This window comes from Pseudomonas sp. TMW22080 (assembly GCF_022496745.1).
Lineage (GTDB): Bacteria > Pseudomonadota > Gammaproteobacteria > Pseudomonadales > Pseudomonadaceae > Aquipseudomonas > Aquipseudomonas bubulae.
In genome coordinates this window covers 400,901-420,371 of the sequence record NZ_SCFF01000002.1, presented here as the reverse complement: position 1 = coordinate 420,371, position 19,471 = coordinate 400,901, and the positions used below count along the sequence as shown (strand labels likewise).

Genomic DNA, 19,471 nt, shown 5'->3' with positions numbered 1-19,471 from the left:
ATGACTCAGGTTACCAACACCCCGTACGAAGCCCTCGAAGTCGGCCAGACAGCCAGCTACAGCAAAACCGTCGGAGAGCGTGACATTCAGCTTTTTGCGGCCATGTCCGGCGACCACAATCCGGTGCACCTCGACCCCGAGTTCGCCGCCGCCACCATGTTCAAGGAGCGTATTGCCCATGGCATGTTCAGTGGTGCGCTGATAAGTGCTGCCGTAGCCTGCGAGCTGCCTGGCCCGGGCACCATCTATGTCGGCCAGCAAATGAGCTTTCAGAAACCGGTGAAAATCGGTGACACCCTCACCGTGCGCCTGGAAATCCTGGAAAAACTGCCCAAGTTCCGTGTGCGCATTGCTACTCGCGTATTCAACCAGCGCGATGAAATCGTTGTTGATGGCGAGGCCGAAATCATTGCGCCACGCAAGCAACAAACCGTGACCCTGCCGGTACTGCCTGCGATCAGCATTGGCTAAAACGCAATGTGGGAGCGGGCTCGCTCGCGATAACATCAACTCGATCATTCTGATCAATCGAGTTTTTGCATCACGAGCAAGCCCGCTCCCACATTTTTGGAACTACAGCTTCAAGCTAATCATGCACGGGCACGGGCCTGATTGCGCAGCGCCTTGACCTGATCGTGGTTGCGTTGCACGCCGTGGTACTGGCGCTCTACCAGATCACGAATGCCGACCAGGTTGTGCTTGCTGATTTTTTCCAGCGCTTCTTTATAAGCCTTCAGCGCATGATCTTCGCCGCGCTCGGCTTCGTTGAGCACCGCTTCTTCGTCTTTGCCGGTAAACACGGACTTCACATCCACCCAACGGCGATGCAAGTCACCGGCCACGCTGGTGCTGGTTTCCGGGTCACCACCCAGAGCTCGAACTTGAGCCTGAAGTTCGGCAGCTGCGGCAGCGCAATCGGCTGAACGCTTGGCAAACAGAGCCTTCAGCTCCGGGTGCTTGATATCTTCGGCACAGCTTTTAAACCCTTCCTGGCCGTCTTTGCTGGTTTCGATCAGATCGTTCAGGATGCTAATGGCTTCTTTATTAAGGTCAGTCATTGTTCAATTCCTTACAAGGTTGAGGATCGTGCAATAGAGGTTGCAGGGCTCGTGCCAGTTTTATAATTAAATAAAATCCTTAAATATCAATGACTTAATAAATATCAAAAAATCTGTATCCGGTTTATATGCATGATCTGTCAATTGGCCTTCATGCAAATTGCCTGTATTTTGATTTCCACAGCTTTACCCATCTAAGGGCCGCTGCATGAACCCCGAAAAACTCGAACTGCTGGTCACTCGTGAAATGCCCTTCGGCAAATACAAGGGCCGAATCATCGCCGACCTGCCCGGCCAGTACCTCAACTGGTTCGCCCGTGAAGGTTTCCCCCACGGAGAACTGGGCGGCTTGCTGGCCCTGATGCAAGAGATTGATCATAACGGCCTGTCGGACCTGCTCGACCCGTTACGCGCCAAACACGGAAAACCCAAACCCCGCCATTGATAGAGCTGCCCCATGCCAAGGATTGAAGATAACGCCCGCGACGAACACTTCTGGCAAGCAATTGCCGAGCGCTACGACCTTGCGCCCGGCCCGATCAATCTGGAGAACGGCTACTTCGGGCGTATGACCCGCGACGTGGCACAGGACTACCAGCGTAATATCGACTTTATTAACCGCAACAACTCGGTGCCTGTGCGCCAGCACTTCGATACCACTCAGGGCCTGGAAATTCGCGACTCGCTGGCGGGGTTGCTTGGTGTAGCCCCTGCCGGCCTGGCGCTGACCTTTTGCGCGTCTGACGGCCTGCAATCATTGATCCGCAACTACAATGGCCTGCAAACGGGCGATCAATTGCTGATCAGCGACCTGGAATACCACAGCGTCGAATACGCCATGCGTGGAGTGGCACGCCAACGCGGCCTGGAAATTATCGAAATCTCCCACACGCACCCAGCCACGTTTGAAAGCCTGGTGGCCAGCTATCGCCAGGCATTTGAACGTAACCCGCGGATCAAGCTGATGGCGCTCACTCACGTTACCCATCGCACTGGCCTGGTCATGCCCGTGGAGGCCATTGTTGCGGCGGCAAAAGAGCATGGGGTTGACGTGATTCTGGACGGTGCCCATGCCCTGGGGCAGATCGAACTGGACCTGCCGGCACTGGGTGTGGCCTTTGCCGGATTCAACCTGCATAAATGGATTGGCGCGCCGCTGACCCTGGGCCTGATGTATATCGATCCCCAGCGCCTGGGCGACATTGACCCCGATATGGGCAATGAGCGCTACCCCGAGCCGGATGTGCGCAACCGCGCCGTTTATGGCACGGTCAACATCCCCGCCTGGCTAACCCTGACCAAGGTGCTGCAGGAACACCATGAGATGGGTGACGCCCGAGGCAAGGGTGCCCGACTCAACTACCTGCGCAACCTGTGGGTCAGCGAGGCGCGCAAGATCGAGGGCATTGAAGTGCTGGTCAACGATGATCCGCGCTTGTATTGCGCAATCACTTCGCTGCGCTTTACCCATGTGCAGGATCAACAACCGATGGTTGATCGCCTGCTCAAGGACTACAACCTGTTCACCGTAGCCCGCAACGGTTCGGCGTGTGGCAGTTGTATCCGGGTAACAGTGGGCTTTGCCACCACGCTGGATGACATCAACCAACTGGTGCGGGCGCTGCGCGAGCTTTCGCAAGCTCACACATAACCTTGTGGGAGCGGGTATTTTTCAGGCAAAAAAAAGGTGCGCCGACCAAGCGCACCAAAAACCGTAGAACACACAACACATTCGTAACTAAAACATCAATCCAGCAGGGCAAGCGCCTCAGCGGTGCATTCCTGGATTCGGGCCCAGTCGCCGTTCTTGATCCATTCGCTGTCCAGCATCCAGCTACCGCCCACGCACATCACGTTTTTCAAGGCCATGTAGTTGCGGATATTAGCCGGACCAACACCGCCGGTCGGGCAGAATTTCACTTCGCCAAAAGGGCCGCCCAGGGCCTTGATCGCCGCTACACCGCCGCTGACTTCTGCAGGGAACAGTTTGAAACGGCGGTAACCCAAGCCATAGCCTTCCATGATCCCGGAAGCATTGCTGATGCCCGGCAGCAGCGGAATGTCGCTGGCAACACTGGCCTCGAGCAAGTCACGGGTAATGCCCGGCGTAACAATAAATTGCGAACCGGCGTCTTCCGCCGCCGCCAGCATATGGCGATCCAGTACGGTACCCGCACCTGTCACCAGCTCAGGGCGCTGGTCACGCAGGATACGAATGGCCTTGAGGCCGAACGCCGAACGCAGGGTCACTTCCAGCGCCGTCAGACCACCGGCCGCCAGCGCATCCGCCAAAGGCAGGATGTCTTGTTCGCGGGCAATGGTAATCACCGGCAGAATTCGTGCTCGCTCACACAGGCTGTCGATCAGGGCGACTTTATCCGCCATCGATACGTTCGCAATTGTTGTTGTCATGGCAGCTGATCCTTGGCTCATGGGCACCAGTAAATCTCTAACGTAGGTTGCAGGAAGGCACGAATCGGCAAGGCGGCAACATCTGTGCCCCCCAGCGCTTCGTTGAGGGTGTTCAATTTGGACTGGCCCTGGATCGACAGCACCTTGTGCTTCGCGCTCGCCAACAGGCTGCGACTCATGCTCAGACGCTGGTGCGGCACCGTTGGCGCCAGCATCGCCCAGCAACGACGCGGGTTGTCCAGTTGCAGGGCTTCACTCAGATTCGGGCTATTGGGGAACAGCGACGCGGTATGCCCGTCATCGCCCATACCCAGGATCAGCACATCGATCGGCGGCAACTCGGCCAGCCCCTGATCGGCCTCCAGCGCAGCCTTTTCTACCGTGGCTGCAGCGTTATACAAGCCGACAAAACGGGCTTTGGCCGCCGGGCCTTGGAGCAGATGCTTTTTAAGCAGGCCCGCGTTGCTGTCGGCATGCTCGACCGGCACCCAGCGTTCATCCGCCAGGCTGACAACCACTTTCGACCAATCGACCGGCTGCTTGATCAAGCTTTGGAAAAACGCCACCGGGCTGCGGCCGCCGGACACCACCAGAGTGGCAACGCCCTGCTCGGCGATAGCCTGGTTCAATTGCCCGGCAACTTTTGTTGCCAGCCCTTCGGCCAACAACGCCGGGTTCTTGAAGGTGTGCGAGCTCACACCTTCAGGCAGTTTCAAATCAGATATCGCCATACCAAGACCTCCCGTCCCGCGTAATCAGTGCAATGGAACTCATCGGCCCCCAGGACCCCGCCGCGTAAGGCTTGGGCGCATCACCGGACTTTTTCCAGCCGGCGATCAACTGGTCGCACCATTTCCATGCCGCTTCAATTTCATCTTTGCGTACAAACAGGTTCTGGTTGCCGCGCATGACTTCGAGCAACAGGCGCTCGTAAGCATCCGGAATCCGTGTGCTGCGATAAGTGTCAGAAAAATTCAATTGCAACGGGCCGCTGCGCAGTTGCATGCCTTTATCCAGGCCCTGGTCCTTGGTCATTACCCGCAAGGAAATACCTTCGTCCGGTTGCAGGCGAATAATCAGCTTGTTGCCGATTTGCAGGCGCTGCTCGGGAGCAAAGATGTAGTGCGACGGCTCCTTGAAGTGGATAACGATTTGCGAGAGCTTTTGTGGCATGCGCTTGCCGGTGCGCAGGTAGAACGGCACCCCTGCCCAACGCCAGTTACGAATATCGGCGCGCAGTGCCACAAAGGTCTCGGTGTCACTCTGGGTGTTGGAGTTTTCTTCCTCCAGATAACCCGGCACCGACTGACCTTCGCTGTAACCGGCAATGTACTGGCCGCGTACCACCTGGGTGGTCAGGCCTTCGGCGCTGATCGGGGCCAGGGCCTTGAGCACTTTGACCTTTTCGTCGCGAATGCTGTCGGCCGACAGGTCCGCAGGCGGGTCCATGGCAATCAGGCACAGCAACTGCAGCAGGTGGTTCTGGATCATGTCGCGCAGTTGGCCAGCCTTGTCGAAATAGCCCCAGCGGCCCTCGATGCCGACTTTCTCGGCCACGGTGATTTCAACGTGGGAGATGTAGCGCTGGTTCCACTGGGTCTCGAACAGGCTGTTGGCAAAACGCAGCGCGATCAGGTTTTGTACGGTCTCTTTGCCCAGGTAGTGGTCGATGCGGTAAGTGCGGTTCTCGGGGAAGAACTGCGCCACGGAATCGTTGACCTTGCGCGAAGACTCAAGATCCGAACCGATGGGCTTTTCCAGCACCACACGGGTGTTTTCAGCCAGGCCGACCGCGGACAGGTTCTCGCAAATGGCACCGTACACAGCCGCCGGAGTGGCGAAGTAAGCGATCAGGCGCTGCTCTGTGCCGGCCATTTCAGCCAGCGCCAGGTAATCTTCAGTCTTGAAAAAATCCACATGCAGGTAGCTCAAGCGAGCCAGGAAGCGGTTCAATGCTTCGACTTCGATTTCCTTCTCGCCCAGATACTGGCGCAACTGGCTGTCGATATGCGCCAGGTGCGTGGAGGCCTCGCCCGGCTCTCGGGCCAGCGCGAGAATGCGTGTGTCGGCATGCAGCAGACCGGCGCGATCCAGTTGGTACAAGGCAGGAAACAGCTTGCGCAGGGCCAGATCGCCAAGGGCGCCGAACAAGGCAAAGGTGCACGGTTCAACCGTAATCGAAGGCATGATGTTTGTTCTTTTATCAAGTTAAGCTACAAATACCTTTTTTCAAGGTATCACTCAAGGAAAAATGTAGTAATAAACACAACATTTTCTCAAAATACAGATTCCTGCTAGTGGTCGTCACAGGCCACCAGTAGGATAGGCCACCTTCCAGAACCGCTTTAGTCCGGTTCTTGCATCGCTGACCCAAGGACCATAAATGGACCGCGTGCGAAATTTACTCGAACAGATCAAGGGCCGCCTCGAAGACCTGAACAAGGCCGAGCGCAAAGTGGCCGAAATCATTTTGCAGAACCCGCAGCAGGCGACCCGATTCAGCATCGCCGCCCTGGCGCAGGCAGCTTCTGTCAGCGAACCCACGGTTAACCGTTTCTGCCGTTCATTTGGTGTCAGCGGCTACCCCGAGTTAAAGCTGCAACTGGCACAAAGCCTGGCCAGCGGCGCAGCTTACGTGAGCCGCGCGGTAGAGGCAGACGATAATCCGGCCGCGTATACACAAAAAATCTTCGGCAGCGCCATCGCCTCGCTGGACAGTGCCTGCCAGGCACTGGACCCCAACCTTATCAGCCGCGCCGTCGACTTGCTGATCCAGGCCCGGCAGATCCACTTTTTTGGCTTGGGCGCTTCTGCACCGGTGGCACTGGATGCGCAACACAAGTTCTTCCGCTTCAACCTGGCCGTCACCGCCCACGCCGACGTGCTGATGCAGCGCATGATCGCCTCGGTGGCGCACACGGGTGAATTGTTCGTGATTATTTCCTACACCGGTCGCACCCGTGAACTGGTGGAAGTGGCTCGCATTGCGCGCGCCAACGGTGCCTCGGTACTGGGGCTAACTGCGGAAAACTCGCCACTGGCCAAGGCCAGCACCCTGAGCCTGAACATCCCGCTGCCCGAAGACACCGACATCTATATGCCGATGACCTCGCGCATCATCCAGCTGACCGTACTGGATGTACTGGCAACCGGCATGACCCTGCGCCGCGGCGTGGACTTCCAGCCACACCTGCGCAAAATCAAGGAAAGCCTCAACGCCAGCCGCTATCCGGTGGGCGATGAGTTCAACTAGGCAAGCGCTTGGTAATGCCCCATCAGACGCTGCAAAGCCCCGCCCTCGCCTGCAAGCTCAAATGAGCCTGCTCGCCCGGGGCAAGGGCCTGGTTATGGGTACCGCCACTCGTGGACTCCACACACACAAAGCCCATCACTTCGTTCCAGCTCACCCCCAGCAACGGCCGCTTGCCGGGATGCCAGACCACCGTGCTGCCCTGATCACCCGTGTCGATGCTCAAAGCCCGTTGCCAGGCATGGTCATTGAGCTGCATTTCGCCGTCATGCTGGAACACCCGCTGACAACCACCTCCCACCCGTAACTCGCCTTTCTGCTGGCATACCTCACGGTTCAACTGGTCGTAGCCGTGCGCTCCGTCCAGACCGGACAGCGCTACCTCAGCAACATCACCAATTCGCCAGTAAGCGCGCAACGCCTGGCTCACCTGGCAAGGCTCGTCGTCCTGATGTTCGGTGCTCAGGCGCAGCTCCATTTCTTCGCCCAATCGCGCATGCAAATCCACCTGCCAATCGCACAGCTGCAAGCGCCAGTGCAAGGTCACCCCTTCTTCGTCGCTGCTGCTGTCGAGCAGCTTCCAGTCGATCAACCGCGCCCAGCCATGGGATGGCCAGGCGTTTTCACTGGGGTGACGGCCATACCAGGGCCAGAAGATCGGTACCCCACCACGTATCGCACCCACTTGCGGCCACTTGGCAGCGCACCACAGCCAGGGTTTTTGCCCGGTCGGCTGGAAGTGCAGCAACTGCGCGCCCTGACGGCTGAACACCGCCTGGCAATGCGGATGATCGATCACCAGTACGTCGCGCTGCTGAAAGCGCTCCCACTGGAAAACCGGCTGCTCGCGTCTGGATTTGAAAAAACGGTGAAGCGGATGCTCATGCATGTGCCGCAGTCCTGAAAATCATGCGCCGGGGGGTGCAGCCCCGAAAAAAAGCGGATAGCCAAGGCTATCCGCTGGAAAAACAAGGAGCTTAGCGCATTTAGAACGTCGACTGAATTTTCAGTCCGGCCACCAATGCGTTGTCTACCTGGTCCACACCACCCGGGTGAGTGATGTACTGCAGGTTTGGACGCACCGTCAGCCAGTTGGTCACGTGGAAGCCGTAGTTGAGTTCGTAGTTGTACTCGGTATTGCGCAGCGGCGTGTACAAGGGGTCGCTGTAGTCGGTGGCACCGATGGACGCATTGATCAGCTCGGCGCTTTTCTTCACGTCATCGTTGACATGAATACGGGCGGCGCCAATGCCGATGTCATCCTTGGGCCGGGCATCGAACGGCCCTTTGTACACAAACATCAGCGACTGATAGTTGTCGACGATGTTGGTCTGCTTGTCATGGAAAGTGGCGTTGGCCGCGATATGCAGGCCGCGCGAAGCGTCACCGTTGTGGCTGGTGAGTTGCTGCTGCACGACAAACCAGTAGCCGTGTTTGCTGTCACGTACGCGATAGTCCTGACCATCATTGGTGATATTGACCTTCACGTCATCGGCAGGCGCCGTGCTCTTGTAGTAACCCACACGGTATTCGCCCGGCAGGTCGTTGACCTTGGGCGACCACACCAACTCAACCGGCAACACAGTGCCCTTGGTACCGCTGCCGCTGAGCTTGAAGCCGTTGCCGTGCTCCAGTTGCGACGGATTCTGGTTGTACGCACCGATTTGCGCGTACAACTCAGGCGTGATGTTGTACTTCACGCGCAGCGCCGCCTGGCTGACCGGCCAGTTGTACCAGAGGTTGGTGGCCCAGTTACCCACCTGCGAGCCACAGAACGCCAGGTTCTGGAATTCGCACGGGAAGGTGTTGAAGTCCTCGCCTTCACCGAAATAACCGGCCTTGACGTCCAGCTTGCCATCGAGGAACTGGTGCTGGATCCACAATTGGGTCAGACGCACCATATGGCCACGGCCATAGACTTCCTGGGAGGAACTCAAGGTCCCTGCACGCGGATCACCGACACGGTCATTGGAAATATTCTGACCATTACGGTTGGTCAGCTGGATCTTCGCCTGGGTGTTGTCCCAGCCCCACAGCTTTTGCAGGTCCAGCGCCACACCCAGACCAAACTGGTCGCTGTAGCGTGCGGTCTTGTCGTCGTTGTAGCCACCGTGCAGGTTGGCGCCCACTTCACCGACATAATCGGCCTTGATGTCGATACCCTGCTCGATCAGCCTGGTGCGCTCGCCGCCCCAGTCACCCGTCATCCATTTCGAATCGGCACTGAAGGCTTCGTCGGCGTAGACACTGCTTGCACCCAGACCTAGCGCGACAATTGCCGATAGCTGGCAGGCCAGACGGGTGCGGGTCATTCTGTTAGTCATCCCTTTAATCCTCGTTGTCTTCTTATTGGCTTTGTTTAACGCGGCACAACTGCAAGGAGGCCCGGTAACAGGCTCCCTGTTGACTTAACGACCCTTGAATTGCGCCACGTTATCAGCCCGGCCTTGAGCCTGAGGCGAACTCATCGCCCCCAGACGCTCCCCCGTATTCGCATCAAACAGTAGCACTTTGGCAGGATCGAACTGCAAATTGAGGCTCTGACCGACCGCAGGGGCATCATCCGGAGCCATGCGGCAGCACACTTTGATGCCGTTGAGGCTGACAAAAACCAGGGTATCGGGGCCGGTGGGTTCGACAACCTGCACCTCGGCGCGAATAACCGGCAGGCCATTGGGTTCGGCTGGCGCCAGCACAATTTGCTCGGCGCGGATGCCCACGATCACATCGCGGTCTTCCAGCCCGGCGTCCTGCATGCCCAGCGGCAGCTCGCAACGCGCCTGGCCGCTGTCGAGCAAGGCCAGCAAGCGGCCGTCGCGACGCTGCAAACGCAGGGGGATAAAGTTCATCGGTGGCGAGCCAATAAAACTGGCGACAAACAGGTTGGCCGGGTCGTTGTAGATCTGTTTCGGGGTGCCGAACTGCTGAATGATGCCGTCTTTCATCACCGCCACTTTGTCGCCCAGGGTCATGGCTTCGATCTGGTCGTGGGTAACGTAGACGGTGGTGGTTTTCAGGCGCTGGTGCATCAGCTTCATTTCGGTGCGCATCTCGACCCGCAACTTGGCATCGAGGTTGGACAGCGGTTCGTCGAACAGGTAGATCTTCGGCCGCCGCGCCAGCGCCCGGCCCATGGCCACGCGCTGCTGCTGGCCACCGGACAGCTGGCCGGGCTTGCGCGTCAGCAGGTGCTCGATCTGCAGCAGTTTGGACACCCGCGCCACTTCTTCGTCAATGGCCGCCGCACTCATCTTGCGAATCTTCAGGCCGAAGGCAATGTTGTCGCGGACATTCATGGTCGGGTACAGCGCGTAGGACTGAAACACCATGGCGATGTCACGGTCCTTGGGGCTCATGCCGCTGATATCGGCATCGTCCACCAGAATCGCCCCGCCACTGATGCTCTCAAGACCGGCGATGCAGTTCATCAGGGTTGATTTGCCGCAGCCCGAAGGCCCCACCAGAATCAGGAACTCGCCGTCATCGATTTTCAGCTCGATGTTTTTCAGCGTGTCGGGCAAACCCTTGCCGTAGGATTTATTTACGTTGCGTAATTCTAGAGTCGCCATGCCTTACCCCTTGACCGCGCCGGACGTCAGCCCGCGCAGAAAATACTTGCCCGCAAAGATGTAGACCAGCAGCGTCGGCAGCCCCGCAATCATGGCCGCAGCCATGTCCACGTTGTATTCCTTGGCGCCGGTGCTGGTATTGACCAGGTTGTTGAGCGCCACCGTAATCGGCTGCGCATCGCCACTGGCAAACACCACACCAAACAGAAAGTCGTTCCAGATTTGAGTGAACTGCCAGATCAGGCAGACCATGACGATGGGCACCGACATCGGCAGCAGGATGCGCCCGAAAATAGTGAAAAAGCCCGCACCGTCCAGACGCGCAGCCTTGACCAGCGCATCCGGGATACTCACGTAGTAGTTGCGGAAAAACAGCGTGGTAAAGGCCAGACCGTAGACCACATGCACCAGCACCAGGCCGGTGGTGGTGTTGGCCAGCCCCAGTTTGCCGATGGTGAACGAGGCCGGCAGCAACACCGTCTGAAACGGCAGGAAGCAGCCAAACAATAGCAGGCCGAAAAACAGCTGCGAGCCGCGAAAACGCCACATCGACAGGACATAACCGTTCATGGCGCCGATAAAGGTCGAAATCAGGACCGCTGGCACGGTGATTTTCACCGAGTTCCAGAAATACCCGCCCACCGTGTCCCAGGCCTTGATCCAGCCGATACCGTCGATCACTTGCGGCCAGCTCAGCAGGTTGCCGGTGCGGATGTCTTCCGGGGTTTTGAAACTGGTAAGCAGCATCACCACCAGCGGCACCAGATACACCGCCGCCGCAAGGATCAGGGTGGCGTAGATCGCCACACGGCTGAAGGTAAAACGCTGAGCATTAATCATGGCGTTTGTTCCTCAGCTCGGAATACAGATACGGCACGAGAATGGCCAGAATCGCGCCCAGCATCATGATCGCGCTGGCAGAACCGATGCCCATTTGCCCACGGCTGAAAGTAAAGGAGTACATGAACATCGCAGGCAGATCCGAGGAGTAGCCAGGGCCACCGGCAGTCATCGCTGACACCAGGTCGAAGCTCTTGATGGCAATGTGCGCCAGGATCATGAAGGCGCTGAAAAACACCGGTCGCAGGCTCGGCAGGACAATGCGCAAGTAGATGGTCGGCAAGTTTGCGCCGTCGACCTGAGCGGCACGAATGATCGACTGATCAACCCCGCGCAACCCGGCCAGAAACATCGCCATGACAAATCCGGAGGCCTGCCATACCGCCGCGATCACCAGGCAGTACACCACCCGGTCCTGATCCAGCAGCCAGTCAAAGCGAAAGCCTTCCCAGCCCCAGTCACGAAGCATTTTATCCAGCCCCAGGCCCGGGTTGAGCAGCCATTTCCAGGCCGTACCGGTGACGATCATGGAGAGCGCCATCGGGTACAGGTAGATGGTGCGGATAAAACCTTCCTTGCGAATCCGCTGGTCGAGCAGAATCGCCAGGAACACGCCAATCACCAGGCTGATGACGATAAACATGCCACCAAACACCGCCAGGTTCTTGCTCGCAACCCACCAGCGGTCATTGGCCATCAAGCGCGCATATTGCTGCAGGCCGACCCACTGGTAGCTGGGCATAAAACTGGAGTTGGTGAACGACAGCAGGAACGTCCAAAAAATGTAGCCATAAAAGCCCACCAATACGATCAGCATGCTCGGCGCCAAAACCAGCTTGGGCAACCAGCGCTGCAGCGCATCAAAGGGCGAGGCCTTGCTGAACACAGCCACGGAACTCATCGAAATACTCCCGGCAGGGTATGCCGGCATCCGCCAATGCAGATGCCGCACAACCAGGGACAAGGGGGGGGGAGCCACGCACAAGGCGTGGCGGGTCAGCTCAACGAATTACTGTGCCGACTTGATGGCCGAATAGAGCTTTTTCCCGGCAGTGGCCGGATCAGCACTCTTGTCGCTCATAAAGTTGCTTACCGTGTCGAAAATAGCGCCCTGTACCGCCAGCGAGGTGGCCATGTTATGCGCCATGCTCGGCAACTGACCGTGGGTTTTGCCCGCTTCGGCAAAATCCTTGGCCGAGGCCTGGGCACAGCTGTCGAACTTGCTCATGTCCAGGTCACTGCGTACCGGGATCGAGCCTTTGTTCTGGTTGAACACGTACTGGAATTCGGGTTCAAGGGCGACTTTGGCCACGTCGTTTTGCGCGGCGATATTGCCCGGCGTGTTGTTTTTCGCCGAGAGTTTGAACATCGCCAGCGAGTCGATGTTGTAGGTAAAGCTGCCCTGGGTGCCCGGAAACGGCACGCATTCGAAATCAGTACCGGCCTTTTTGCCCGCAGCAGCCCATTCGCTTTTCGCCCAGTCACCCATGATCTGCATGCCGGCCTTGCCGTTGATCACCTTGGCCGCTTCCAGGTTCCAGTCCTGGCCGGTGCCGTCAGGGTCCATATAGCCCTGGAGTTTTTTCAGTTTGCTGAACACTTCAGCCATCTGCGGGCCGGTGAGGGTTTTCTCATCAAGATCGACGAACGCTTTTTTATAGCCTTGCGGGCCCATGACGCTCAGCACCAGGTCTTCAAAGACCGTGCTGTCCTGCCACGGCTGGCCGCCGTGGGCCAGGGGAATAAAGCCCGCTGCCTTGAGCTTGTCGCCCGCAGCAAAAAGTTCGTCAAGGGTAGTGGGCGCCTTGTCGATACCGGCCTTTTTGAAGACTTCAGGGTTGATCCACAACCAGTTCACCCGGTGAATATTCACCGGTACCGCCACGTAATGGCCGTCGTACTTCATGGTGTCGGATACGGTCTTGGACAGCATGCCATCCCAGTTGTTGGCCTTGGACACCTCATCGAGGTTGGTCAACAAACCCAGTGCGCCCCACTCCTGCAAGTCCGGGCCCTTGATCTGCGCCGCTGATGGCGGGTTGCCGGAGACGGCGCGGGTTTTCAGCACGGTCATGGCCGCAGCACCGCCACCGCCTGCTACAGCGCTGTCCTGCCAGGTATAACCGTCTTTTTCGATCAGTTTTTTCAGCACATCAACCGCTTTGGCTTCACCGCCGGAGGTCCACCAATGCACCACTTCAACCGTGCCTTTGGAATCGGCAGGGGCGGCAGCATAAGCACCCAGGGGGAACAGTGTGGCAAGCGAAATGACAACGGCGAGGCGATTGAATGAATTCATGTCGAGACCTTTCTTGTTGTTATAGCTGTGCAAGTCTTTTGCTTGCGCTGCTAGAGAGTGTATCCATCGCAAACTGCCTGCACGTAACGAACAGACGCCGAAATGTCACAACCTGGTGACATGGCGGCCGAGGTGATTGTTCTGTTCCAAAGATCTTTCAACAGCGCTAAACCCCGTATTCCTCTGGGCACTTAAGCTGCGCCTATCGATACATAAGGTATTTTCTGCGTTGCATGTAGGACGGATCCCGAAGTCGTTTTCCCACGTTGAACCTGCAAAAAACTTCAGCGAGGCTGCAACACTTCGCCACAATTCAAGAACGGATGCCGGCCCCCCCATCAGGAGATGAGTTTCATGCCAAAACAGCGCGCAACGCCCCAGAATCACTGTTTTATCAGCCAGCTACTGGATCCGGACGGCACCCCCTGCGCCTGGAAGCTGGACATTCGGCGCTCGGGGAAAGTACATGTCCACTGTTTCAATTTCACCGACTACGCGGATCAGGCTGCTGCCCTGGAGGCCGCTGAGACCATGCGTAACCAATTGGTTCTCAAAATGCCCCTGGCGTTTTCTTATGAAAACCGTCAGCGCCTTATGCCGCACAACACCAGCGGTCATCCAGGGGTGTACCGGGTCCGCTCCAACCAGATCGACTACTGGCGTGCGACAACCCGCATTCACGGCTACAACCTGAGCAAGAGCTTTCGCGTTGACCGGCATGGCGATGACGAGGCCAAACGTCTGGCGCTACAAGAGCGTCAGAGGCAACTGACTCTGTGCAATGAGCCCTACGACGTGGCCATGGAAAAACTGCAACAGCACTTCGGCCAGACCAGCAGGCGCGTGCGTGAGAACCGTATCAACGCCGCCATGAACAGCGACCACCCGCCCAGCCCCACCCTTGCAAAGCCTTCGGACAGCAACCTGGAACCCCTGTTGCCCATCAGCCCCGAGCAGGCGACCCTGTCGATCAATCGCCATTTCGCGGCAAGTGCAAAGTAACCCGCAGGCCGCCGGCCCGCAGGTTCTGCAAACTGACTTCACCGCCATGGCTATGGGCGATGCTGCGTGCAATCCCCAATCCGAGCCCGTAGCCCTGCTGCTGCCCGGCCAGGCGAAAGTGCGGTTCGAATACCTGCTCAAGACGCTGCTCGGGTACGCCCGGCCCCTCATCGTCAACCGTGAGGACAAAGGCCTGCTCATTGTCATCAATACGCAAATGCGCGTAGTGGCCGTACTTGAGCGCGTTATCGATCAGGTTGCCCATGCAGCGCCGCAGCGCCAGGGGTTTACCATAGTAAGGTCTGACAGCCCGGCCCTGCAGCGTTACGCGGCCGTTACCCTGGGGCAGCAGGTAAGGCTCGATCAGGCAGTCAAGCAACTGGTTCAAGTCCACGGCTTCGATGTTTTCGTGAATATCGGTGTCTTTCACACATTGCAGCGCCCCTTTGACCAGCATTTCCAGCTCGTCCAGATCACGGCCGAATTTGTATTGCAGTTGTTCGTCGTCGAGCAGCTCGACCCGCAGGCGCAAGCGGGTAATGGGCGTGCGCAAATCATGGGAGATGGCACTGAACAACTGGCCGCGCTCGGTCAGATAACGACTGATGCGGGCACGCATGGTATTGAGGGCGCGCGCCACCTCGACCACTTCACTGCCGCCGCCCACCTCGACCGGCTTGACCTCGTCCTCACCCAGCGACATGTCCCGGGCCGCTCGCGCCAGACGCTTGAGCGGACGGCTTTGCCAGTGCATCAACAGACCGATGAACAACAACAGAAAAATACTGCTGAGCACGATAAACCACACCTGCAGGGCCGGCAGCCCCTCCTCTTCGAGACTGGTGTAGGGCTGGGGCAACAAGGAGGCGATATACAGCCATTCACCGGGCACCATCTGGATTTGTGTGACCAGGATCGGCGGATCGACCGGCTCCAGCGTCAGTGCAAAATGCGCCCAGGAGCGCGGTAGCTCGTCGAGTTTGAGACCGGCATTGAAAATACGCAGATCCTGGGGGCTGACAAACTGCACCGACATCTCGACATTGGGCCCCACGGCCTCGCGCAATACCTGATCCACGGCATCCAGTACCGCCTGCTTGCGCTGGGTGGGCGGCAACACCTGCATATCCAGTGGTTTGTCGTTGAGGCTCACGACAAAACGCGTACCGCCCATGCTGCGCAGTTGATCCAGTACCAATGGACGATAGGCCAGCGGCAGGGAACGCAGGTAGGCGACGGTGGCGTTCATCGAGTGGGCCAGGCTACGCGCGCTGTTGACCAGGCCTTCGAGTTGCGTGGTACGCAACTGCGACAACCAGATAGCACTGGACAGGGTTTGCGCCAGCAGGATGGCGAGCAAGGTCAGCAACAACATGCGTCCCAGCAGCGAACGGGGCATATGCCATTTGCCCAGGCGCTTAAAGGTCATTGCCGGACATGACCTGAGCCGCCAGCTGATAACCGCTGCCGCGGATGGTGCGGATCAGCCGTGGCGGCTTGTCAGTGTCACGCAGGCGCTGGCGCAGGCGGCTGACCGCCATGTCGACAATGCGATCAAGCGGCATCAGCTCACGCCCGCGGGTTGCATTGCCAATAGTGTCGCGGTCGAGAATCTGCTGCGGGTTATCGAGAAACAATTTGAGCAAGGCAAAATCTGCCCCCGACAAAATCACCTCTTCTCCATCGGTATGAAACAGCCGATGAGTCACGGTGTTCAGCCGCCACTCTTCAAATGCCAGCACCTCGTTGCCCGAGGTGGTAGCGACAAATTGTGCCCTGCGTAACAACGCCTTGATCCGCGCCAGCAGCTCACGGGGGCTGAAGGGTTTACCCAGGTAATCGTCGGCGCCCAGCTCAAGGCCAATGATGCGATCGGCCTCGTCGGAACTGGCAGTGAGCATGATGATCGGGATCTGGGCAAAGCGCGGATGCTGACGCACCCAGCGGCACAGGCTGAAGCCGTCTTCATCGGGCAACATGACATCGAGGATCAACAGATCACTCGCCGCGCTGTCCAGCGTTTCGCGAAAACCGGCGCCATCTCCCACGGCACGCACCTGGAAACCGGCGCGGGTGAGATACAGATCAAGCAGGTCGCGAATTTCCTGGTCGTCATCGACCAGCAAAATGGATTTGCCGGGTGTGCTCACAGTGGTGTTCCTTATTGTTTTTATACGGCGATCCAAACTCTGTGGGAGCGGGCTTGCTCGCTCCCACAACAAGCCCACTCACGGAGCTTTCAGCCAAACGCCTGCTGCAACGCCACCCCGGCACCGATCAAACCCGGGTACGGCGCCGTCACCAGCCACACCGGGATACCCTTGAGGTAGTCGCTCATGCAGCCTTTGTCGGCAAAGCTGCGGGCAAAGCCGCTGGCCAGGAAGATATCGGCAAAGCGCGGAATCACCCCGCCGACGATATACACCCCGCCACGGCCACCGATGGTCAGCACATTGTTGCCCGCCACACGGCCCAGCCAGCAACTGAAATGTTCCAGCACTTGCAGCGCCACAGGGTCGCCCGCCAAAGCAGCCGCGGTAATGGCCCGGTCGCTGTCCAGTACCGGTGCATGGCCATCCACCGCACAAATCGCCCGATAGACCCGCGGCAAACCGCTGCCGCTCAAAATGCTCTCGGCGCTCACATGGCCGATTTCATTGTAGATGTGCTGCCACAACTGCACTTCACGCGGGTTGCTCATGGGCAGGTCGACATGCCCGCCCTCCCCCGGCAAGGCCATGAATTGACCCTCGCCGAGATTGAGCAAAGTGCCCACACCCAGCCCGGTGCCCGGCCCGATAACCACCGCCGGGCGCGTCGGGTCAACAACCCCCGGGCAAACCTGGCGCACATCTTCGGGTTGCAGCCGGGTCATGCCCAAGGCCATCGCGCTGAAGTCGTTGATCAGCAGCAGATTGTCGACCTGCAGCGCATGGCAGAAAGCCGAGCGGCTCAAGCGCCAATGGTTGTTGGTAAAACGAAATTCATCGCCACTCACCGGCCCGGCCACTGACAGACATACCGAGCCTACAGAGCCCGGAGCCAGTTCCAGCGTATCCAGGTAAAGCTTGATGGCATCTTCCGGGCAGGCGAAGTCTGCTGTGGGCAATACGCTGACCGAACGCAACTGGTCGTTTTCCCACAACGCAAAACGTGCGTTGGTACCGCCTATATCACCGACCAGTGCGAGCTTCATTTCAGATTTTCCAGAGACGAGGTAAAGGTGCTCGCGCCCTGCTCGGCCGAACTGAAGGCCTGACGCATAAACGCAAACAACTCACGCCCGGTGCCGACGGCATTATCCAGAGTGCCGACAGCCGGGGTGCGCGCGGCAAATTCTGCCTCATCCACCAGCAGTTGCAACGTACCTTTTACCCCATCGACGCGAATTATGTCGCCGTCCTGCACCCGCGCCAGGGCGCCGCCAATCGAAGCCTCGGGGCTCACATGAATCGCTGCCGGGATCTTCCCCGACGCGCCTGACATCCGCCCGTCGGTAATCAGCGCCACCTTGAAGCCCCGATCCTGCAACACACCCAGAAACGGCGTCATCTTGTGCAGCTCGGGCATACCGTTGGAGCGCGGCCCCTGAAAACGCATCACGGCCACGAAATCGTGCTCCAGCTCACCGGCCTTGAACGCATCGGCCAGTTGTTGCTGGTCCTGGAACACCCGCGCCGGGGCTTCGACGATCTGATGTTCCGGGGCTACCGCCGAGACCTTCATCACGCCACGGCCCAGGTTGCCTTCCATCACCCGCAGGCCACCCTCGCCGGAGAATGCACGGGCAACCGGGCGCAGGATCGACTCGTCGAGGCTTTCAATCGGACCTTCACGCCATACCAGCTCGCCATCCACCAGGAACGGTTCGCGGGTGTAGCGGCTCAGGCCATAGCCCGCCACGGTGTTGACGTTTTCGTGAAGCAGACCGGCTTCCAGCAGCTCCCGAATCAGGAACGCCATACCACCGGCGGCCTGGAAGTGGTTGATATCGGCCTTGCCGTTTGGATACACGTGGGACAGGGTCGGTACCACCTCGGAGAGGTCGGCCATGTCTTGCCAGGTCAGCTGGATACCCGCCGACATGGCAATCGCCGGCATGTGCAAGGTGTGGTTGGTCGAACCGCCGGTGGCGTGCAGCGCAACGATGGAGTTGACCAGCGAACGCTCGTCAACGATCTCGCCCAGCGGCATGAAATCGCCGTTTTGCTTGGTCAGACGAGTGACTTGATGAGCCGCTTCGCGAGTCAGGGCATCGCGCAAAGGCGTGTAGGGGTTAACGAAAGAGGCGCCTGGCAAATGCAGGCCCATCACTTCCATCAGCAACTGGTTGGTGTTCGCGGTGCCGTAGAACGTGCAGGTGCCAGGGCTGTGGTAGGACTTCATCTCCGATTCCAGCAACTCTTCGCGGCTGGCCTTGCCTTCGGCGTAGCGCTGGCGCACATCGGCTTTTTCCTTGTTGGAAATGCCCGACGGCATCGGCCCACCCGGTACAAAGATGGTCGGCAAGTGACCAAAACGCAGCGCCCCCATCAGCAGGCCCGGCACGATCTTGTCGCAAATGCCCAGCATCAGCGCCGCGTCGAACATATTGTGGGACAGCGCCACGGCTGTGGACAAGGCAATCACTTCGCGGCTCAGCAAACTGAGTTCCATGCCCGGCTCGCCCTGGGTCACGCCGTCACACATGGCCGGGGTGCCGCCTGCGAACTGGCCCACCGAGCCAATTTCACGCAGGGCTTTTTTGATTTGCTCAGGAAAGTGCTCGTACGGCTGGTGCGCCGAGAGCATGTCGTTATATGACGAAACAATTGCCACGTTGGCCGCGTTCATCATCCGCAGGCTGTTTTTATCTTCAGTGCCACACCCTGCCACGCCGTGGGCGAAGTTCGCGCATTGCAGCTTGCCGCGTTGCGGGCCGTCGCCGGCAGCGCCACGAATAAGCGTCAGATACGCCTCGCGGGTTGCACGACTGCGGGCAATAAGACGCTCGGTGACTTCAAGAACGCGGGGATGCATGTGTTGAACTCCAGGCTAACGG

19 protein-coding genes are annotated in these 19,471 nt (G+C 58.7%); 5 read left to right on the top strand and 14 right to left on the bottom strand.

Annotated features, from left to right (window positions below; all coding sequences use genetic code 11):
* Entirely contained in the window at nucleotides 1-471 is a 471-nt protein-coding gene (locus EQV96_RS08360; RefSeq protein WP_019829146.1) for a MaoC family dehydratase, read from the top strand.
* Between the two features lie 119 nt (nucleotides 472-590).
* Here EQV96_RS08360 and EQV96_RS08355 read toward each other — a convergent pair whose 3' ends face one another.
* Entirely contained in the window at nucleotides 591-1,058 is a 468-nt protein-coding gene (locus EQV96_RS08355) for a PA2169 family four-helix-bundle protein (protein WP_095003266.1), read from the bottom strand.
* A gap of 208 nt (nucleotides 1,059-1,266) precedes the next feature.
* Here EQV96_RS08355 and EQV96_RS08350 point away from each other — a divergent pair, with 208 nt between their 5' ends.
* Both EQV96_RS08350 and EQV96_RS08345 read left to right on the top strand, forming a co-directional pair.
* Nucleotides 1,267-1,503: a DUF3820 family protein gene (locus EQV96_RS08350; protein WP_019693207.1), complete on the top strand. Its 237-nt coding sequence runs from the start codon at nucleotides 1,267-1,269 to the stop codon at nucleotides 1,501-1,503.
* Between the two features lie 12 nt (nucleotides 1,504-1,515).
* On the top strand, nucleotides 1,516-2,709 hold the full coding sequence (locus EQV96_RS08345; RefSeq protein WP_095019696.1) for an aminotransferase class V-fold PLP-dependent enzyme: 1,194 nt from the start codon (nucleotides 1,516-1,518) through the stop codon (nucleotides 2,707-2,709).
* Nucleotides 2,710-2,804: 95 nt separating this feature from the next.
* On the opposite strand, the gene EQV96_RS08340 is transcribed toward EQV96_RS08345, so the two are convergent.
* From EQV96_RS08340 to zwf, 3 genes are read right to left on the bottom strand one after another with little or no spacing between them, the layout of a single operon-like run.
* Nucleotides 2,805-3,491 (bottom strand): bifunctional 4-hydroxy-2-oxoglutarate aldolase/2-dehydro-3-deoxy-phosphogluconate aldolase, encoded by a 687-nt coding sequence (locus EQV96_RS08340; RefSeq protein ID WP_169916916.1) that lies wholly within the window; start codon nucleotides 3,489-3,491, stop codon nucleotides 2,805-2,807.
* On the bottom strand, nucleotides 3,488-4,201 hold the full coding sequence (pgl, locus tag EQV96_RS08335) for a 6-phosphogluconolactonase (protein ID WP_095019695.1): 714 nt from the start codon (nucleotides 4,199-4,201) through the stop codon (nucleotides 3,488-3,490). The genes EQV96_RS08340 and pgl overlap by 4 nt, the downstream gene beginning before the upstream one ends.
* Complete coding sequence (gene zwf / locus EQV96_RS08330) at nucleotides 4,188-5,657, bottom strand: glucose-6-phosphate dehydrogenase (RefSeq protein WP_095003270.1); 1,470 nt, start codon at nucleotides 5,655-5,657, stop codon at nucleotides 4,188-4,190. The genes pgl and zwf overlap by 14 nt, the downstream gene beginning before the upstream one ends.
* 205 nt (nucleotides 5,658-5,862) lie before the next feature.
* On the opposite strand from zwf, the gene EQV96_RS08325 reads away from it, so the two are divergent.
* Nucleotides 5,863-6,723: a MurR/RpiR family transcriptional regulator gene (locus EQV96_RS08325; RefSeq protein WP_169845242.1), complete on the top strand. Its 861-nt coding sequence runs from the start codon at nucleotides 5,863-5,865 to the stop codon at nucleotides 6,721-6,723.
* Between the two features lie 22 nt (nucleotides 6,724-6,745).
* On the opposite strand, the gene EQV96_RS08320 is transcribed toward EQV96_RS08325, so the two are convergent.
* The 6 genes from EQV96_RS08320 to EQV96_RS08295 form a co-directional block, all read right to left on the bottom strand.
* The gene (locus tag EQV96_RS08320) at nucleotides 6,746-7,609 is read right to left on the bottom strand and encodes a D-hexose-6-phosphate mutarotase (protein WP_095003271.1); all 864 of its coding nucleotides are present in this window, start codon (nucleotides 7,607-7,609) and stop codon (nucleotides 6,746-6,748) included.
* A gap of 97 nt (nucleotides 7,610-7,706) precedes the next feature.
* On the bottom strand, nucleotides 7,707-9,044 hold the full coding sequence (locus tag EQV96_RS08315; RefSeq protein WP_095003272.1) for a carbohydrate porin: 1,338 nt from the start codon (nucleotides 9,042-9,044) through the stop codon (nucleotides 7,707-7,709).
* A gap of 84 nt (nucleotides 9,045-9,128) precedes the next feature.
* Entirely contained in the window at nucleotides 9,129-10,289 is a 1,161-nt protein-coding gene (locus EQV96_RS08310) for an ABC transporter ATP-binding protein (RefSeq protein WP_095003273.1), read from the bottom strand.
* A gap of 3 nt (nucleotides 10,290-10,292) precedes the next feature.
* Nucleotides 10,293-11,129, bottom strand: a complete 837-nt coding sequence (locus EQV96_RS08305) for a carbohydrate ABC transporter permease (RefSeq protein ID WP_095003274.1) — start codon at nucleotides 11,127-11,129, stop codon at nucleotides 10,293-10,295.
* Complete coding sequence (locus EQV96_RS08300) at nucleotides 11,122-12,030, bottom strand: sugar ABC transporter permease (RefSeq protein ID WP_095003275.1); 909 nt, start codon at nucleotides 12,028-12,030, stop codon at nucleotides 11,122-11,124. Before EQV96_RS08300 ends, EQV96_RS08305 begins: the two co-directional genes overlap by 8 nt.
* Before the next feature lie 108 nt (nucleotides 12,031-12,138).
* Complete coding sequence (locus EQV96_RS08295; protein WP_095019694.1) at nucleotides 12,139-13,428, bottom strand: ABC transporter substrate-binding protein; 1,290 nt, start codon at nucleotides 13,426-13,428, stop codon at nucleotides 12,139-12,141.
* A 354-nt stretch (nucleotides 13,429-13,782) separates the two neighbouring features.
* Here EQV96_RS08295 and EQV96_RS08290 point away from each other — a divergent pair, with 354 nt between their 5' ends.
* Nucleotides 13,783-14,430, top strand: a complete 648-nt coding sequence (locus tag EQV96_RS08290) for an AP2 domain-containing protein (protein ID WP_095020852.1) — start codon at nucleotides 13,783-13,785, stop codon at nucleotides 14,428-14,430.
* On the opposite strand, the gene EQV96_RS08285 is transcribed toward EQV96_RS08290, so the two are convergent.
* The 4 genes from EQV96_RS08285 to edd form a co-directional block, all read right to left on the bottom strand.
* On the bottom strand, nucleotides 14,399-15,859 hold the full coding sequence (locus EQV96_RS08285) for a HAMP domain-containing sensor histidine kinase (protein WP_095001387.1): 1,461 nt from the start codon (nucleotides 15,857-15,859) through the stop codon (nucleotides 14,399-14,401). The genes EQV96_RS08290 and EQV96_RS08285 overlap by 32 nt on opposite strands.
* Nucleotides 15,849-16,580 (bottom strand): response regulator transcription factor, encoded by a 732-nt coding sequence (locus EQV96_RS08280; RefSeq protein WP_095019828.1) that lies wholly within the window; start codon nucleotides 16,578-16,580, stop codon nucleotides 15,849-15,851. Before EQV96_RS08280 ends, EQV96_RS08285 begins: the two co-directional genes overlap by 11 nt.
* A gap of 89 nt (nucleotides 16,581-16,669) precedes the next feature.
* Entirely contained in the window at nucleotides 16,670-17,626 is a 957-nt protein-coding gene (locus EQV96_RS08275; protein WP_095025545.1) for a glucokinase, read from the bottom strand.
* Nucleotides 17,623-19,449: a phosphogluconate dehydratase gene (gene edd, locus EQV96_RS08270; protein ID WP_095001384.1), complete on the bottom strand. Its 1,827-nt coding sequence runs from the start codon at nucleotides 19,447-19,449 to the stop codon at nucleotides 17,623-17,625. The genes EQV96_RS08275 and edd overlap by 4 nt, the downstream gene beginning before the upstream one ends.
* Nucleotides 19,450-19,471 lie beyond the last annotated feature (22 nt).

Excerpts from the sequence above, each read along its gene's own strand:
- EQV96_RS08345 (WP_095019696.1), top strand. The coding sequence starts at position 1,516 with ATGCCAAGGATTGAAGATAACGCCCGCGACGAACACTTCTGGCAAGCA.
- EQV96_RS08290 (WP_095020852.1), top strand. The coding sequence starts at position 13,783 with ATGCCAAAACAGCGCGCAACGCCCCAGAATCACTGTTTTATCAGCCAG.
- pgl (WP_095019695.1), bottom strand. The coding sequence starts at position 4,201 with ATGGCGATATCTGATTTGAAACTGCCTGAAGGTGTGAGCTCGCACACC.
- EQV96_RS08315 (WP_095003272.1), bottom strand. The coding sequence starts at position 9,044 with ATGACTAACAGAATGACCCGCACCCGTCTGGCCTGCCAGCTATCGGCA.
- EQV96_RS08360 (WP_019829146.1), top strand. The coding sequence starts at position 1 with ATGACTCAGGTTACCAACACCCCGTACGAAGCCCTCGAAGTCGGCCAG.
- EQV96_RS08285 (WP_095001387.1), bottom strand. The coding sequence starts at position 15,859 with ATGACCTTTAAGCGCCTGGGCAAATGGCATATGCCCCGTTCGCTGCTG.
- EQV96_RS08300 (WP_095003275.1), bottom strand. The coding sequence starts at position 12,030 with ATGAGTTCCGTGGCTGTGTTCAGCAAGGCCTCGCCCTTTGATGCGCTG.
- EQV96_RS08355 (WP_095003266.1), bottom strand. The coding sequence starts at position 1,058 with ATGACTGACCTTAATAAAGAAGCCATTAGCATCCTGAACGATCTGATC.
- EQV96_RS08320 (WP_095003271.1), bottom strand. The coding sequence starts at position 7,609 with ATGCATGAGCATCCGCTTCACCGTTTTTTCAAATCCAGACGCGAGCAG.
- EQV96_RS08350 (WP_019693207.1), top strand. The coding sequence starts at position 1,267 with ATGAACCCCGAAAAACTCGAACTGCTGGTCACTCGTGAAATGCCCTTC.
- EQV96_RS08295 (WP_095019694.1), bottom strand. The coding sequence starts at position 13,428 with ATGAATTCATTCAATCGCCTCGCCGTTGTCATTTCGCTTGCCACACTG.
- EQV96_RS08310 (WP_095003273.1), bottom strand. The coding sequence starts at position 10,289 with ATGGCGACTCTAGAATTACGCAACGTAAATAAATCCTACGGCAAGGGT.
- EQV96_RS08340 (WP_169916916.1), bottom strand. The coding sequence starts at position 3,491 with ATGAGCCAAGGATCAGCTGCCATGACAACAACAATTGCGAACGTATCG.
- edd (WP_095001384.1), bottom strand. The coding sequence starts at position 19,449 with ATGCATCCCCGCGTTCTTGAAGTCACCGAGCGTCTTATTGCCCGCAGT.
- EQV96_RS08305 (WP_095003274.1), bottom strand. The coding sequence starts at position 11,129 with ATGATTAATGCTCAGCGTTTTACCTTCAGCCGTGTGGCGATCTACGCC.
- EQV96_RS08275 (WP_095025545.1), bottom strand. The coding sequence starts at position 17,626 with ATGAAGCTCGCACTGGTCGGTGATATAGGCGGTACCAACGCACGTTTT.
- zwf (WP_095003270.1), bottom strand. The coding sequence starts at position 5,657 with ATGCCTTCGATTACGGTTGAACCGTGCACCTTTGCCTTGTTCGGCGCC.